13 protein-coding genes are annotated in these 13,546 nt (G+C 66.2%); 8 read left to right on the forward strand and 5 right to left on the reverse strand.

Going from position 1 to position 13,546, the window contains the following annotated elements; genetic code table 11:
* Positions 1–31: 31 nt before the first annotated feature.
* Entirely contained in the window at positions 32–1,459 is a 1,428-nt protein-coding gene (locus tag ACRVY7_RS04985) for an amidase (RefSeq protein ID WP_431816202.1), read from the reverse strand.
* Positions 1,460–1,545: 86 nt separating this feature from the next.
* Positions 1,546–2,175, reverse strand: a complete 630-nt coding sequence (locus tag ACRVY7_RS04990; protein WP_235434281.1) for a TetR/AcrR family transcriptional regulator — start codon at positions 2,173–2,175, stop codon at positions 1,546–1,548.
* Between the two features lie 90 nt (positions 2,176–2,265).
* On the opposite strand from ACRVY7_RS04990, the gene ACRVY7_RS04995 reads away from it, so the two are divergent.
* The 3 genes from ACRVY7_RS04995 (at position 2,266) to ACRVY7_RS05005 (ending at position 5,978) form a co-directional block, all read left to right on the forward strand.
* Positions 2,266–3,513, forward strand: coding sequence for an MFS transporter (locus tag ACRVY7_RS04995; protein ID WP_431816203.1), 1,248 nt, complete (start codon positions 2,266–2,268; stop codon positions 3,511–3,513).
* Between the two features lie 143 nt (positions 3,514–3,656).
* Positions 3,657–4,826 (forward strand): acyl-CoA dehydrogenase family protein, encoded by a 1,170-nt coding sequence (locus ACRVY7_RS05000; RefSeq protein WP_431816204.1) that lies wholly within the window; start codon positions 3,657–3,659, stop codon positions 4,824–4,826.
* A gap of 27 nt (positions 4,827–4,853) precedes the next feature.
* The gene (locus ACRVY7_RS05005; RefSeq protein WP_431816205.1) at positions 4,854–5,978 is read left to right on the forward strand and encodes an acyl-CoA dehydrogenase family protein; all 1,125 of its coding nucleotides are present in this window, start codon (positions 4,854–4,856) and stop codon (positions 5,976–5,978) included.
* 19 nt (positions 5,979–5,997) lie between these two features.
* On the opposite strand, the gene ACRVY7_RS05010 is transcribed toward ACRVY7_RS05005, so the two are convergent.
* Entirely contained in the window at positions 5,998–7,161 is a 1,164-nt protein-coding gene (locus tag ACRVY7_RS05010) for an LLM class flavin-dependent oxidoreductase (RefSeq protein WP_431816206.1), read from the reverse strand.
* The gene (locus ACRVY7_RS05015; protein WP_431816207.1) at positions 7,158–7,343 is read right to left on the reverse strand and encodes a hypothetical protein; all 186 of its coding nucleotides are present in this window, start codon (positions 7,341–7,343) and stop codon (positions 7,158–7,160) included. Before ACRVY7_RS05015 ends, ACRVY7_RS05010 begins: the two co-directional genes overlap by 4 nt.
* Positions 7,344–7,498: 155 nt before the next feature.
* Here ACRVY7_RS05015 and ACRVY7_RS05020 point away from each other — a divergent pair, with 155 nt between their 5' ends.
* From ACRVY7_RS05020 to ACRVY7_RS05035, 4 genes are all read left to right on the forward strand, one after another.
* Entirely contained in the window at positions 7,499–8,701 is a 1,203-nt protein-coding gene (locus ACRVY7_RS05020; RefSeq protein WP_431816208.1) for an LLM class flavin-dependent oxidoreductase, read from the forward strand.
* A complete protein-coding gene (locus ACRVY7_RS05025) occupies positions 8,698–10,041 on the forward strand; it encodes an NtaA/DmoA family FMN-dependent monooxygenase (RefSeq protein WP_431816209.1) in 1,344 nt (447 codons plus the stop codon). The genes ACRVY7_RS05020 and ACRVY7_RS05025 overlap by 4 nt, the downstream gene beginning before the upstream one ends.
* Before the next feature lie 78 nt (positions 10,042–10,119).
* Positions 10,120–10,551 (forward strand): DUF350 domain-containing protein, encoded by a 432-nt coding sequence (locus tag ACRVY7_RS05030; protein WP_005206677.1) that lies wholly within the window; start codon positions 10,120–10,122, stop codon positions 10,549–10,551.
* Positions 10,552–10,653: 102 nt separating this feature from the next.
* Positions 10,654–11,133, forward strand: a complete 480-nt coding sequence (locus ACRVY7_RS05035; RefSeq protein WP_431816210.1) for an SRPBCC family protein — start codon at positions 10,654–10,656, stop codon at positions 11,131–11,133.
* Between the two features lie 229 nt (positions 11,134–11,362).
* Here ACRVY7_RS05035 and ACRVY7_RS05040 read toward each other — a convergent pair whose 3' ends face one another.
* Entirely contained in the window at positions 11,363–12,163 is an 801-nt protein-coding gene (locus ACRVY7_RS05040; RefSeq protein ID WP_049697580.1) for an HAD-IIA family hydrolase, read from the reverse strand.
* Between the two features lie 67 nt (positions 12,164–12,230).
* Here ACRVY7_RS05040 and moeA point away from each other — a divergent pair, with 67 nt between their 5' ends.
* Positions 12,231–13,478: a molybdopterin molybdotransferase MoeA gene (gene moeA / locus ACRVY7_RS05045; RefSeq protein WP_431816211.1), complete on the forward strand. Its 1,248-nt coding sequence runs from the start codon at positions 12,231–12,233 to the stop codon at positions 13,476–13,478.
* The last annotated feature ends 68 nt before the right edge of the window (positions 13,479–13,546 follow it).

A 13,546-nucleotide genomic window follows, 5' to 3' on the forward strand; every position in this document is an offset into this window, starting at 1 on the left:
CCGGCATCGTGCTGTGAACCGGTGGGCGGGCTCAACCAGCAGTCGCGCCCGCGTCCTGAATCCGCGCGAAAGGCTGGGCCGCTTCGAGCTCGTATGCCAGCTCAAACAGCGTCCGTTCGTCGCCGACATCGCTGCAGAAGTGCACTCCGACAGGCATTCCCACCGACGACTGCGCCAGGGGCAGGCTGACTGCCGGCGTACCGGAGGTGTTGTTGATCGGCGTGAACGAGACGTAACGCATCAATCGATCGAAGACGACGTCGAAATCGCCTGCGGGATCGAGGAATCCGATCTCCGGAGTGGTGTACGCAAGGGTTGGCGAGAGCACGACGTCGAACCGCGTGAACATCTCCCGAAACATCGCCGTGGAGCGCTTGAGGGCACGGACGGTCGCGGGGGTGTGCCACATGCGCCGCAGATACTTCCGCGACAGTCCACGCGTGAACGCATCGAGCTGCGAGCGGTCGAATCCCCTGCCATAGGAACGCTTTCCGAAGTGGTCGATGAAGAATGCCAGCAGCGCCCAGTACTCGGTGAAGTCGTCGACGTATCGCCTGTCGACGGGGACCGGCACATGTTCGACGCCGTGTCCGAGCGACTCGAGCAGTTCGGCGACACCCGCCACCGCGTTCTCGGTGTCGCGGTCGAGTAGCTGTCCGGTGATCGGTTCGGTCATCATCGCGATGCGCAAGCGGCGTCGACCCTCGCCGGTCACGAGACCGATGGCGGTCAGATCGGCTGCAGGTCGATACTTTTCGGCATCGGCGAGGAAGTGTGCGGTGTCGCGCACCGAGCGGCTCACGATTCCGTTGGCGATCAGATCGATCGGCATCTGCTTGGATTCCGCTGTCAGCAACAGCCGTCCCCGACTCGGCTTGAAACCCACCAGCCCGCAGGCTGCCGCGGGAATGCGGATCGATCCGCCTCCGTCGTTCGCGTGCGCGATCGGAAGCGCGCCTGCCGCGACAAGTGCAGCCGACCCTCCCGACGATGCGCCACAGGAGAATTCGGTGTTCCACGGATTGCGGGTGGGTGGCCTGTCGACGAACTCCGTTGTCGCGGTGAGTCCGAACGCGGGCAAGGTCGACGCTCCGACGATGTTCACGCCGGTCGAGACGAGCTGTTCGAGGAGCGGTTCCGTGGTCGATGCGGGGGTATCGGGAGTAGCGGCCGAACCGTTACGAGTCGGGATTCCGGCAAAGTCGGTGTTGTTCTTGACGATCGAGGGCACCCCTGCGAACGACGCCGCACCGAAATCGGTATCGATCGCACGCTTGCGGGCGCGCTCGCGATCGTCGAAGGCGACAGCGTTGAGCGTCGCGTTCACCGCGTCGATGCGATCGAGCGCGGCGTCGACCGCTTCGACCGCCGAGATCTCGCCTGCGGCAATGGCCGCGCCGACGCCGACGCCGTCGAGTTCGCCCAGCGCGTCGTCGCGAAAGGCATGTACGTGCTGCATGGCCCGAAGCCTAGCCGTACCGGACGGCCGTCAGGACCGGATCAGTTCGCAACCACTCGCCGCATGCCGACTCACCGGACCCCGACTCACCGGACCATGGCCATGACGTCGGCCGCGAGGTCGGTGGCGTACTCGTCGTCGATCGGCAGCGCGAACACGGCGTGGTGGTAGAGCGGGGCGATGATGTGGTTGAGCACCTGCCGCACGCTGGGTGTGCTCTCCCCGCGCGCGCCGGCGCGCTCGATCATCTCCGTCGCCTGTTGCCGTCGGATCTCCCAACACGGACACACCTCGACGATGCCGTCGCGAGCCGACGCCATCGCCCGCAGATACGCACGACGTTTGGGACGGCCGATGTCGGCGGCGATGATCCGCGACCAGTCGCCGAGGTCGTCGGCGAGTGTGCCGTGATCGGGCAGTTCCTCTCCCTGCGTCAGAGCAGCGACCGCGACCTCCTCGAGCAGATCGCCAATTGTCCCCCAGCGTCGATAGATGCTCGTGGGATTCACGCCTGCCAACTCTGCGACCTGCGGGATGGTCATCGTCTCGCGTTCTCCGCTACCGACGAGCTGGCCGACTGCCGTGAAGACCGCGCTCTGCACGCGAGCGCTACGGCCACCGGGCCGCTTGCCGTGCGATGGGGCCGTTGATGGAGCAGTCGTCGACGCCGCACTCTGCGTCGACGAACCACCCGTTGCCTGCGACGTTCCAGCCATGTCACCATTATTGCAAATAGCGTTGCTTTTACAACCGCGACCACATACATTGGCCTTAATGCAGCCAGCTTTGCCTTAGGAGGTACGGTCGTGACAGCCACGTTGGAGAACACAGCTCGACGTCGCCGCGGCGCACGGCCGCTGCATCCGCATCGCGCGTTCTGGATCGTCACCGCAACCATCATCACGGTCCTGTTCGCCTCGGCTGCCCCATCCCCTCTCTATCCCGTCTACCAGCAGCTATGGGGCTTCTCGCCGTTCACCCTGACCGTGGTCTTCGCGATCTATGTCGCAACCATGCTCGTCAGCCTGCTCACCGTCGGGTCGCTGTCGGATCACATCGGCCGACGCCCCGTACTCGCGGTCGCGCTCGTACTGCTCATCGGAAGCATGGTGCTGTTCGTCGTCGCCGACAGCGTCGGACTCCTGATCGCCGCGCGAGCCCTACAGGGACTCGCGACGGGAGCGGCGATCGGCACGCTGACCGCGACCGTCGTCGACATGCAACCGTCGCAGCGCCTGGGCTCGGCAATCACCGGCGCGGGGCCGACCATCGGACTGGCGGCCGGAGTCGTCGTCGCCGGCGTGTTGGTCCAGTACGCACCCGCGCCGCGAATCCTCGTTTACGAGGTCACGCTGGCAGTGTTCGCGATCCTGCTGGTCGCGCTATTGATCGTCCCGGAGACGTCGGAACGCGTCGGTTTCGATTCCCGCCGCCACGTGTGGCGAACCCTCGCACCGCAGGCGTCGGTGCCGTCGGCCCTGCGCAAGCTGTTCTTCGCGGCGATCCCCGCATTCGTGGCGACCTGGTCGATGGGAGGCCTCTACCTCTCGTTGGGTTCGTCCGTGGTGGCGCGCGTGTTCGGGATCACCAACCACGGGGCCGCGGGCGCCGTCCTGTTCGTGTTCTTCGCCTCCGGCGCGGTGACCTCTCTGGCGATCACAACCTGGGACGCCAATACTAAACTGACCTACGGCTATCCGGCGCTCGCGGGAGGCGCGATCATCTCCCTCGCAGGCGTCCTCACGTCGATGCTTCCGCTGTACATCGTCGGATCGATCATCGCGGGTTCCGGTTTCGCGGCTACGTTCCTCGGGGCACTCGACAACCTGAGCAATCAGACCCCGTCGCATCAGCGCGGACAGGTGTTCTCGGCAGTCTTCATCACGAGCTACATCGCCTTCAGCGTTCCCGCCGTGATCGCTGGACTCGTGGTGTCGCACATCGGCTTGCAAGAGACCGTCGTCTGCTACGTCGCGTATGTCCTCGCCATCACGGTGCTCGGCGCACTGGTCACCGCGTGGACGCGGACCAGGAAGGACCGCGTTCGGCCCTGAGTCGACGTCACACTGAGCGCGAGGCACGGACTCGCTACGGTTGGAACTCAGACCGTGGCGACCACGGTTTGAGGTCACGATCTGGCGGAATCTCGCGGGGCCGCACTTTCGCACTACAGGTGCCACAGGGTAAGACTGGTTACATGCACTTGAAGTTCGATTCAGATGAACAGAAGTTCCGCGAAGAACTCCAGAGCTTCTTCACGACGAAGATCCCCGAGGAGATCCGTCAGCGTGCTGCTGCAGGCACGCTGAACCTGCCCGACGACATCGTCACCACCCAGCGCATCCTCAATGCCGAAGGCTTGGCCACACCCGGCTGGCCGAGCGAGTGGGGTGGCCGCGATTGGACGCCGATCCAGCGCAACATCTACCACGATCAACTCAGCCTGAACTTCGTGCCCGATCCTCTGACGTTCAACGTCAACATGGTCGGACCGGTCATCGCGACGTTCGGTTCACAGGAGATCAAGGAACGATTCCTCCCGAAGACCGCCAACCTCGACATCTGGTGGTGCCAGGGCTTCTCCGAGCCCGAGGCCGGCTCCGACCTCGCGTCACTCAAGACCCGCGCGGTCCGCGACGGCGACCACTACATCGTCAACGGCCAGAAGACCTGGACCACGCTCGGACAGTACGCCGACTGGATCTTCTGCCTCGTGCGCACCGACCCCGACGTCAAGAAGCAGGCGGGTATCAGCTTCCTGCTCATCGATCTCGACACCCCGGGCATCGAGATGCGTCCGATCAAGCTCATCGACGGCAGCGTCGAGGTCAACGAGGTCTTCTTCAACGACGTCAAGGTGCCTGTCGAGAATCTCGTCGGCGAGGAGAACGCCGGCTGGACCTACGCCAAGTTCCTCCTCGGCAACGAGCGCACCGGTATCGCACGCGTCGGCTGGACCAAGACCAAGCTCGCCGAGGCCAAGAAGCTCGCCGCCGCAACGAAGACCGCGACCGGCACCTTGCTCGACGACCCGCTGTTCGCCGCGCGCCTCGCCGAACTCGAAACCGAACTGCTCGCGCTGGAGGTCACCCAGCTGCGCGTCGTCGCAGGCTCTGCCGACGGCAAGCCGAATCCGGTGTCGTCACTGGTCAAGCTGCGTGGCAGTGAGCTGCAGCAGTCGGCAACCGAGTTGCTCGCAGATGTTGCGGGCGCGCGCGGATTGGCCGTTGACGCGCCGGGCGTCGGAACTCCGGAGTGGGCGCAGCTCGCGGTGCCCGAATACCTCAACTACCGCAAGGTGACCATCTACGGCGGTTCGTCGGAGGTCCAGCGCAGCATCATCTCGTCGTCGATCCTCGGCCTGTAGCCCGACAACCACACTTGGAGTAACACAATGGATTTCGAGCTCACCGAAGAGCAGTCACTGCTGCGCGACACCGTCCGCAGCGTGTTCAAGAGTTATGACATCGAGAAGATCCGCGCCGTGTCGGAGACCGACACGGGCTGGTCGACGTCGATTTGGGAATCGCTTGCCGAGATCGGCATCCTCGGACTGCCGTTCAGCGAGGACGCAGGCGGCACCGGTGCAGGGCCGGTCGAGGTCAGCGCGCTGATGGGCGAGGTTGGTCGCAGCCTCGCACCCGAGCCACTGCTGTACGGCGCGTTGTTGCCGGGCGTCGTCATCGACAAGGTCGCATCCGGCGACCGCCGTACCAGTCTGCTGACAGAGGTATCGGAGGGGCGGCTGCTGCTCGGATACGCACACGCAGAACCCGAAGATCGTTGGCCCGCAGCGGCAGTCACCACCACGGCGACCGGCGCAAGTGACGGCGTCACTCTCGATGGAGTGAAGTACCCCGTCCTCGCGGGTGACGTGGCACAGAAGTTCGTCGTCAGCGCCCGCCGCACCGACGGAACCATCGGACTGTTCATCGTCGACGCCGACGCGTCGGGTGTGACCGTCGACGGTTTCCGCACCTACGACGATCGCCGTGCCGCCCGGGTGAGCTTCACCAACGCCCCGGCGATCGAACTGGCCGACGGCGATCAGTCCGACGCGATCGCCTACGCGGACATCTTCGCGCAGACGGCTCAGTGCGCCGAGGCTGTCGGTGCGATGGAACGCGCGATGGAACTGACGACCGAATACCTCAAGTCGCGCAAGCAGTTCGGGGTGCCACTGAAGACCTTCCAGACGCTGACGCAGCGCGCGTCGGACGTGTACGTCGCGCTCGAGCTGGCACGCAGCATGAGCCTGTACGCGACGGCGTCTCTCAACGACGAGGTCGACGACCCGTCGGTCTACAGCCGCACGAAGCTGCAGATCTGCCGCTCGGCACGCAAGGTGGGCCAGGAGGCGATCCAGATGCACGGCGGCATCGGCATGACAGCGGAATACCCTGTGGGACATTACGTTGCACGCCTCACCGCGATCTCTCGCACGCTCGGAGACGCCGACGAACACCTCGGCCTGCTCTCGAGCAAGCTGGGCGACTACGAGATGGTGACCGTCAACTAGGTTCGCACCGAATGGGGGTTCATCGACGTGAGTCGGTGAGCCCCCATTCTGCTGCCAGAAGCTGATGGGAACGAAGCCGGTCGTCGAAATCGTGTGTGACGCTGGTGATCACGAGTTCGTCGGCGCCGGTCACGCGTGCCAGGGTGTCGAGTTGCTCGGCGACGGTCGACGGCGAGCCCACGAACTGCGTCCGGATCCGGTCGTCGACGACGGCGCGTTGCTCATCGGTCAGCGGCGCCGCGCTATCGGGATCGAGGTAGGGCTGCGCTCCCCGACCGGTCCGGATGTCGTGCACCCAGTGGCCGTAGGTCGACGCGAGATGTGTTGCGGTCGAATCATCGTCGGCAACGACGACGTCCGCCGACACCACCACGTATGGCTCACGCAGTCGGGCCGACGGACGGAAGTTGGCACGGTAGGCTTCGACCGCCTCGATAACCGTTGCGGGACTGACGTGATAGTTCGCGACGAATGGCAGACCCTCGGCGCCTGCAACCTGCGCGCTCTGCCCCTTGCTGCTACCGAATACCCAGACCTCGACGTCGGCGTGTTCGCCTGGGACAGCGTGCAATTCGACGTCGCCGACGCGCAGGCCACCGTCGAGCAGCGCGAGGATATCGGAGACGGCGTCGGCGAAGTCGGGCTGCGTGGCACCCTCGAACTCCAGTGCCGCCGCGGTGGCACCGATCAGCGGTGACGACAGAATGCTCGCGAGGACGAACGGTTCGGGTAGGAGCAGGCCGTCGACGACGCGTTCGGGTTCGGCCGCGGGTGGCGGCCCCTTCGGCCCCTTGGGCGCAGCCGCTGCCGCGGCGAGCGCTTCGGTGCGCTTCTGCCCCGATCGCCCGAGCCCGAGGTCGAGGCGGCCGGGAAACACGGCGTCGATGGTGCCGAACGCCTCGACGACCGACGCCGCCGTGTGATGCCCGAGTTGCACTGCCGCACTGCCGACCCGAATGGACTCGGTCGCGGCAGCGACCAGGGCTATCAGCGTGGCGGTCGACGACGAACCGACCGAGACGAAGTGATGCTCGGCGAGCCAGAAGCGTCGGTAGCCCCACCCCTCGGCGGCGCGCGCCAGCGCGATGCTGCGCCGCACCGCCTCTGCGGGAGTCGACCCCTCACTGACCGGCGCAAGGTCGAGGACTGAGAGTGGCAGCGGCGCAGCGCCTTTCGCTGTCATCGGCGGACAGGCTGGGGGTTGGTGTGAGCGGTCTGTGTGCTGACGCCAGCGTCGACGTCGCCGAATCCCGGGTAGCACGCCGCCGACGATTCGGGCGTCAGGCCCGCGGCTCCGCGCAACAACATCAGGTGGTGCGTCTCGACCATCTGCGACAACCCGCCCACCTTGGACAACCAGCTCATCGTCACTCCCGCAGCTCGAATTTCGGCAGCTCTGTTCCCAGTCCGCAATGTCCCAGTAAGCACCCATATGACGATCGAGAGAACGGTTGTGCTCACGCTGATCTTTTGGTCGCGGTCGGGAAGAGGCTCGAGCGGGCCGACCGTTGAGACGAGTCGTGAGTGATTCAACGCTGTCGTTGGCCATTGGACTGCGTGGCGCCGGTCGACACCCGGCCGCCTGGCGAGACCCGGAGGCCAGACCGGACGCACTGTTCAGCGCCAGCTACTGGCGCGACGCGATCGTCGCCGCCGAACGCGCTGGTGCCGATCTCGTCACGCTCGACGACGGATTCGAGCCTCGGCCGCTACTGCCCGGCGAGTCGTCGGCCGCCGCGCCGCCGGTGCGTACCGACCTCGTCAACGGCAGGCTCGACACCGTGCTGATCGCGGCACGTATCGCGCCGCTCACCTCGCGAATCGGGCTACTGCCCACCGTGACCGTGACACACACCGAGCCATTCCACACGTCGAAGGCGATCGCCACGCTCGACTACGTCAGCGGTGGACGTGCGGGAGTCGTGCTGGCCGTCGACGACCGGCCCGAGAACGTCTCCCTGTTCGGGCGTCGGGACGTCGAGGTGGCGTCGGATCGCGCTGCGCTGCATCGAGAAGCTGCCGAGTACGCGGAGGTGATCGGCCGACTGTGGGATTCGTGGGAGGACGACGCCGAGATCCGCGACGTCGCCACCGGACGCTTCATCGACCGGGATCGGTTGCACTACATCGACTTCGAGGGCGAGTTCTTCTCCGTGCGCGGGCCGTCGATCACACCACGCCCCCCACAGGGCCAGCCGCTCATCGCGACGACAGTGTCGGCAGGCGATCCCGCGTCACTCGAATTACTCAGCGGCAGCGCCGATATCGGGTTCTTCACGAGTCCGGATGACCGCGCGACGCTCGACGGGGTGCTCGCAACGTCGGACAGCAATCGCCGAGAAGACCTGCGACTTTACGACGATCTCGTCGTCTACCTCGACGACACGCAGGCGTCGGCGGCTGGTCGTCGAGCGCAGTACGACGACTGGCTCGGCACTCACTTCGACGACGGCACACAGGAATTCGTCGGCACCACAGCAGGATTGGCCGACCTCATCGAGGAGCGTACAGGTGCGGTACAGGGTATCCGGCTGCACCCGGCCGCGATCGGGCACGACCTACGCCGCATCGCCGACGACCTCGCCCCCGAGCTGCGTCGACGCGGTCTGGTCGTCGACTCGGAAGCGAAAACCTCAGGAGCACACACCCTTCGGGAGACCTTGGGTCTGCGCCATCCCGTCAATCGATACTCACGTGCGACCGTGTCAGGCGGTGTCCGATGACCAAGCAGGTACACCTCGCGGCACACTTCCCCGGCGTCAACAACACGACGGTCTGGAGTGATCCAGCCGCCGGGAGCCACATCGAGTTCTCGTCGTTCACGCGCTTCGCGCAGACCGCGGAGAGCGGATTGTTCGACTTCCTCTTCCTCGCGGAGGGGCTCCGGCTGCGCGAGCAGAACGGCAAGATCTACGACCTCGACGTCGTCGGACGACCCGACACCTTCACGATTCTCGCCGCACTCGCGGCCGTCACCGAACACCTCGGACTCGCCGGAACGATCAACTCGACGTTCAACGAACCCGTCGAGGTGGCAAGGCAATTCGCGTCGCTCGACCACCTCTCGGACGGTCGCGCCGCCTGGAACGTCGTGACATCGTGGGATGCGTTCACCGGCGAGAACTTCCGCCGCGGCGGATATCTTCCCGCAGATCAGCGCTACGTGCGGGCACGGCAGTTCCTCGAAACCGCTGTGGAGCTGTGGGATTCGTGGCAACGCGACGACATCGTCGCCGATCGGTCCGCAGGCGAATTCCTACGCAGGCCCCACGCCGGCCAGTTCGCGCACCTCGACTCGCAGTTCGACATCAGCGGGACATTCGGGGTGCCGCGCAGCCCGCAAGGCAGGCCGGTGATCTTCCAGGCGGGCGATTCCAATGAGGGGCGGGAGTTCGCCGCCGCGCGCGCCGACGCGATCTTCTCGCGACACTCGACGCTCGACGACGGCAAGGCGTTCTACGCCGACGTCAAGGGGCGTCTCGCCGCTCACGGGCGGAGACCGGAGGATCTGCTGATCCTGCCCGCCGCGACGTTCGTCGTCGGAGACACCGATGCCGACGCGGCGGAACTCGCGCACGAGATCAGACTCGCGCAGGTCAGCGGACAGACCGCGATCAAGTTCCTCGAGCAACTCTGGAATCGAGACCTCCACGACCACGATCCCGACGGCCCGCTGCCGAGCATCGACCCGCTGCCCGGCGAGAACACCGTCGCGAAGGGGCGAGCCAGTGTGCGTATCCACGAGGACCCACGCGACGTCGCAGCCCGCTGGCGCGCGTTGGCCGAGTCGAAGAAGCTCACGACGCGTGAGCTGATCATCGAGGTCACGGGGCGTCAGGCGTTCGTCGGTTCGGCGCGCACCGTCGCCGACGAGATCAACCGCTTCGTGCAGGCCGACGCGAGTGACGGCTTCATCCTCGTTCCGCACGTCACTCCCGGCGGCCTCGACCGCTTCGTCGACGACGTGATTCCCGAGCTCCAAGACCTCGGCGTGTATCGGACCGAATATCCGGGTCGGACACTGCGTGAGAACCTCGGGCTCGCAGGGGTCGTCGCGGGTTAGGGTTTTCGTGGGTGTCGCGCCCGCGTGCACCGGCGACCACGCACCGACCAGAGGGTCGGCGACGAGGGGAGATCACAGGTGGACGCAGTGTTCGGCACCAATCTGGCCTGGGGTGCGTCGTTCAGCCTCCTGGGGGTTGCGCTCATGGTCGTCGGGTTCGGTGCCCTCGACCTCGTGACTCCGGGCCGACTTCGGCAGCTCGTCTGGGTGGACAACAACCGCAACGCGATGATCCTGACGACGTCGATGGTCGTCGGAATCGCGTTCGTGCTGGTCGCCTCGGTGGTCGACACGGTGACCCTCGTTTTGTGGAAGGCGCTGCTCTACACGCTCGCCTACGCGGTGCTGACCATCGCGGTGATGATGTGGTCATTCGTGCTCATCGACTGGCTCACGCCCGGCAAGCTCGGGACCATCCTGCTCGAGAACGACGCGCATCCCGCGGGATGGATCTCTGCCGCGGTCTTCGTCGGCGTCGCGGCGATGATCGGGACCGTGCTCATCGTCTGAGCCTTATTGACTGTCCGACAATAGGCGTTCTAGGGTGATGCGAGCTGTGACCGGCGACACCGTCGGTCATCGACCGTCCGCAACGCACAACCCGGGGGAACCATGACCGCCGCACTGATCGAAGAGTCCATCGACATCGACGCCACGCCCACGCAGGTCTGGTCCGTGATCTCCGACCTCGCCCGCATGGGTGAGTGGAGTCCGCAGTGCGCCAAGATGTTCATCATCGGCGGGCCGGTGAAGCTGGGCACCCGCACCGTCAACATCAACCGTCGCGGACCGCTCGCGTGGCCGACGACGTCGAAGGTCGTGCGGTTCGCACCCAACCAGGAGATCGGGTTCCGCGTCGCGGAGAACCACACCGTGTGGAGCTACACCATCGAGCCGAACCAGTCGGGCGGCGTGACAGTGACGGAACGTCGGGAAGCCGCGGGCGGCAAGACCACCAAGGTGTCGTCGACGCTCGTCGACCTCGTGTTCGGCGGCTCCGACTCGTTCGAGGAGGAGCTCAAGGTCGGGATGGCCGAGACCCTCGGCAAGATCAAGCGCGCCGCCGAGTCGAGCACCGCCCGGGCCGCCTGAACGCACAGTCGACGGAATGCAGCGCCCAGTCGACGGGATACAGCGCCCAGTCGACGGAGTGCAGCGCCCAGTCGACGGGATACAGCGCCCAGTCGACGCTCTCGAGCGCACAGTCGACGGGTGCACTTCGCGTCGAGTGGGCGCCTTAGACAGTCGAGTGGGCGCTCTAGACGGTCGAGTGGGCGCCCCAGACAGCCGAGTGGGCGCCCCAGACGGTCGAGTGGGCGCCTCAGGCGCCGTCGAGCTTCTCGATCAGGGCCGGGAGGTCGGCGAGGGAGTCGATGATGTGGTCGGGCACCGGCCCGAACTCGTCGCGCTGCAGGGCGCGCAGCGCGTCCTCGCGGAACTTGCCCGTGCGCACCAGCACGCCGATGAGTGCGGCGGCCTGGGCGCCGAGGACGTCGTTGTGCATGTCGTCGCCGACCATCACCACCTGGGTCGGCTCGAGATTCATGAGTTCGACGGCGGCGCGAAAACCCAGTGGCGACGGCTTGCCGATCGCGCGGATCTTTCGTCCCGAGGCTTTCTCGAGGCCTTCGAGGTAGACGCCGGTGTCGATCGAGAGTCCACGGGCCGTCGACCAGATCATCGAACGGTGCATCGCGACGACGGGGGTACCGGCGAGCATCTTCTCCAGCACTGTCGACAACGCAGTGTGTGTGAACACCGGCCCGGCGCCGCCGAGCACGATGACCTGAGCTTCGTTCGGATCGTCGGTGAGTGGCACGCCGGTCATGTCCTCGGCGATCGGTCCCTCATTGAGAACCCACGCGAGCTTGCCCGGATAGTTGCGGGCCAGGAATTCGGCGGTGAGTTTGGCGGCGGTGAGGATCTCGTCGGGTTCGACCTCGAATCCGCAGTTGCCGAGCGCTTCGGCGATCTGTGATCGCGACCGTGATGTGGTGTTGGTCAAGAACATTCGCGGGTAGCCGCGCTCGGAGAGTTCTTCGATCGCCTCGACGGCGCCGGGCAGCGCATGCCACGAGGTGACCATCACCCCGTCGATGTCGAGCAGCAGCCCCAGCGTCATGCATCGAATCTAGTGCCCGTCGGGCGCGAGCGCAGGACGGGCTCGATCTACGTGGCATGCTGGGCCAATGCGTTCCGTCGCCGAGCATCAGAAGATCGTCAGCGAGCTGTTCGGGCCTCCGGAAACGGTCCGCGTCGCGGTTGCGGATGCGCTGGGTATGGCCACCGTCGACGACGCCGTCGCGGCATTCGCGATGCCCGCCTTCGACAATTCCGCGATGGACGGATACGCGGTGCGGGCCGACGACATCGCCGGTGCCAGTGCGACGGAGCCGGTCCGGCTGCCCGTCGTCGACGACATTCCTGCCGGCCGCACGGGTCTGGTGACACTCGCACCGGGGACGACCGCACGGATCATGACCGGTGCACCGCTGCCCGCCGGCGCCGATGCCGTTGTGCCGGTTGAGCTCACCGACGGCGACTTCTCGGTCGACCACGTGCCCGACTCGACGGTCGGGTTCAGCTCGGGCGTCGAGGCGGGAAAGCACATTCGACGCGAAGGCTCCGACATCGCGCGCGGCGACGTCGCGCTACCCGCCGGCACGGTGCTCGGGGCGGCACAGATCGGACTCCTCTCGGCGCTCGGCCTCGCCGACGTCGCGGTTGCCCGACGGCTGCGGGTCGTGGTGCTGTCGACCGGCTCCGAGCTCGTCGAGCCGGGAAAACCGTTGCAGCACGGGCAGATCTACGAATCCAACGGCGCCATGCTCACCGCAGCACTCACCGAGGCGGGCGCACTGGCACGGCACGTTCACTTCGTTCCCGACGACGTCGCGGACTTCCTCGAGCGCCTGGACGAGGCGTCGGCCGACGCGGACCTGATCATCACCTCCGGCGGCGTGAGCGCCGGGGCGTACGAGGTGGTCAAGGAGGCACTCGACGCCGGACCGGTCGAGTTCGTGAAGGTGGCCATGCAGCCCGGGATGCCGCAGGGGTGTGGGCATCACCTCGACCCGGCCGGCCGTCGCGTCCCGATCATCACGTTGCCGGGAAATCCGGTCAGTTCACTCGTGTCGTTCGAGGTGTTCATCCGTCCTCCCCTGCGCGCGGCGATGGGTCTGCCACCCGACCGTCCGCACGTCGCAGCCACGCTCGGCAGCGACATCCGATCACCGGAGGGCAAAAGGCAGTTCATGCGCGGAGTCGTCGACGAGTCGTTGCTCCCTGGCGTCGACGGCCGGCTGGTCGTCGAGCCGATAGGTCCGCCGGGGTCGCATCATCTGCGCTACCTCGCGGGGGCGAACGCGTTGATCGACATCCCGGCCGCGACCACCGCATTGCCTGCGGGTTCGGTCGTCGACGTCGTCGTTCTGTGACGTCTGCGACCCCCAGACCCCGGAACCGCAGCTGTCTGGCATCGCTAAGCTGTACGGACGCGACGGGC

Source organism: Gordonia jacobaea (assembly GCF_965344965.1).
Classification (GTDB): domain Bacteria; phylum Actinomycetota; class Actinomycetes; order Mycobacteriales; family Mycobacteriaceae; genus Gordonia; species Gordonia jacobaea.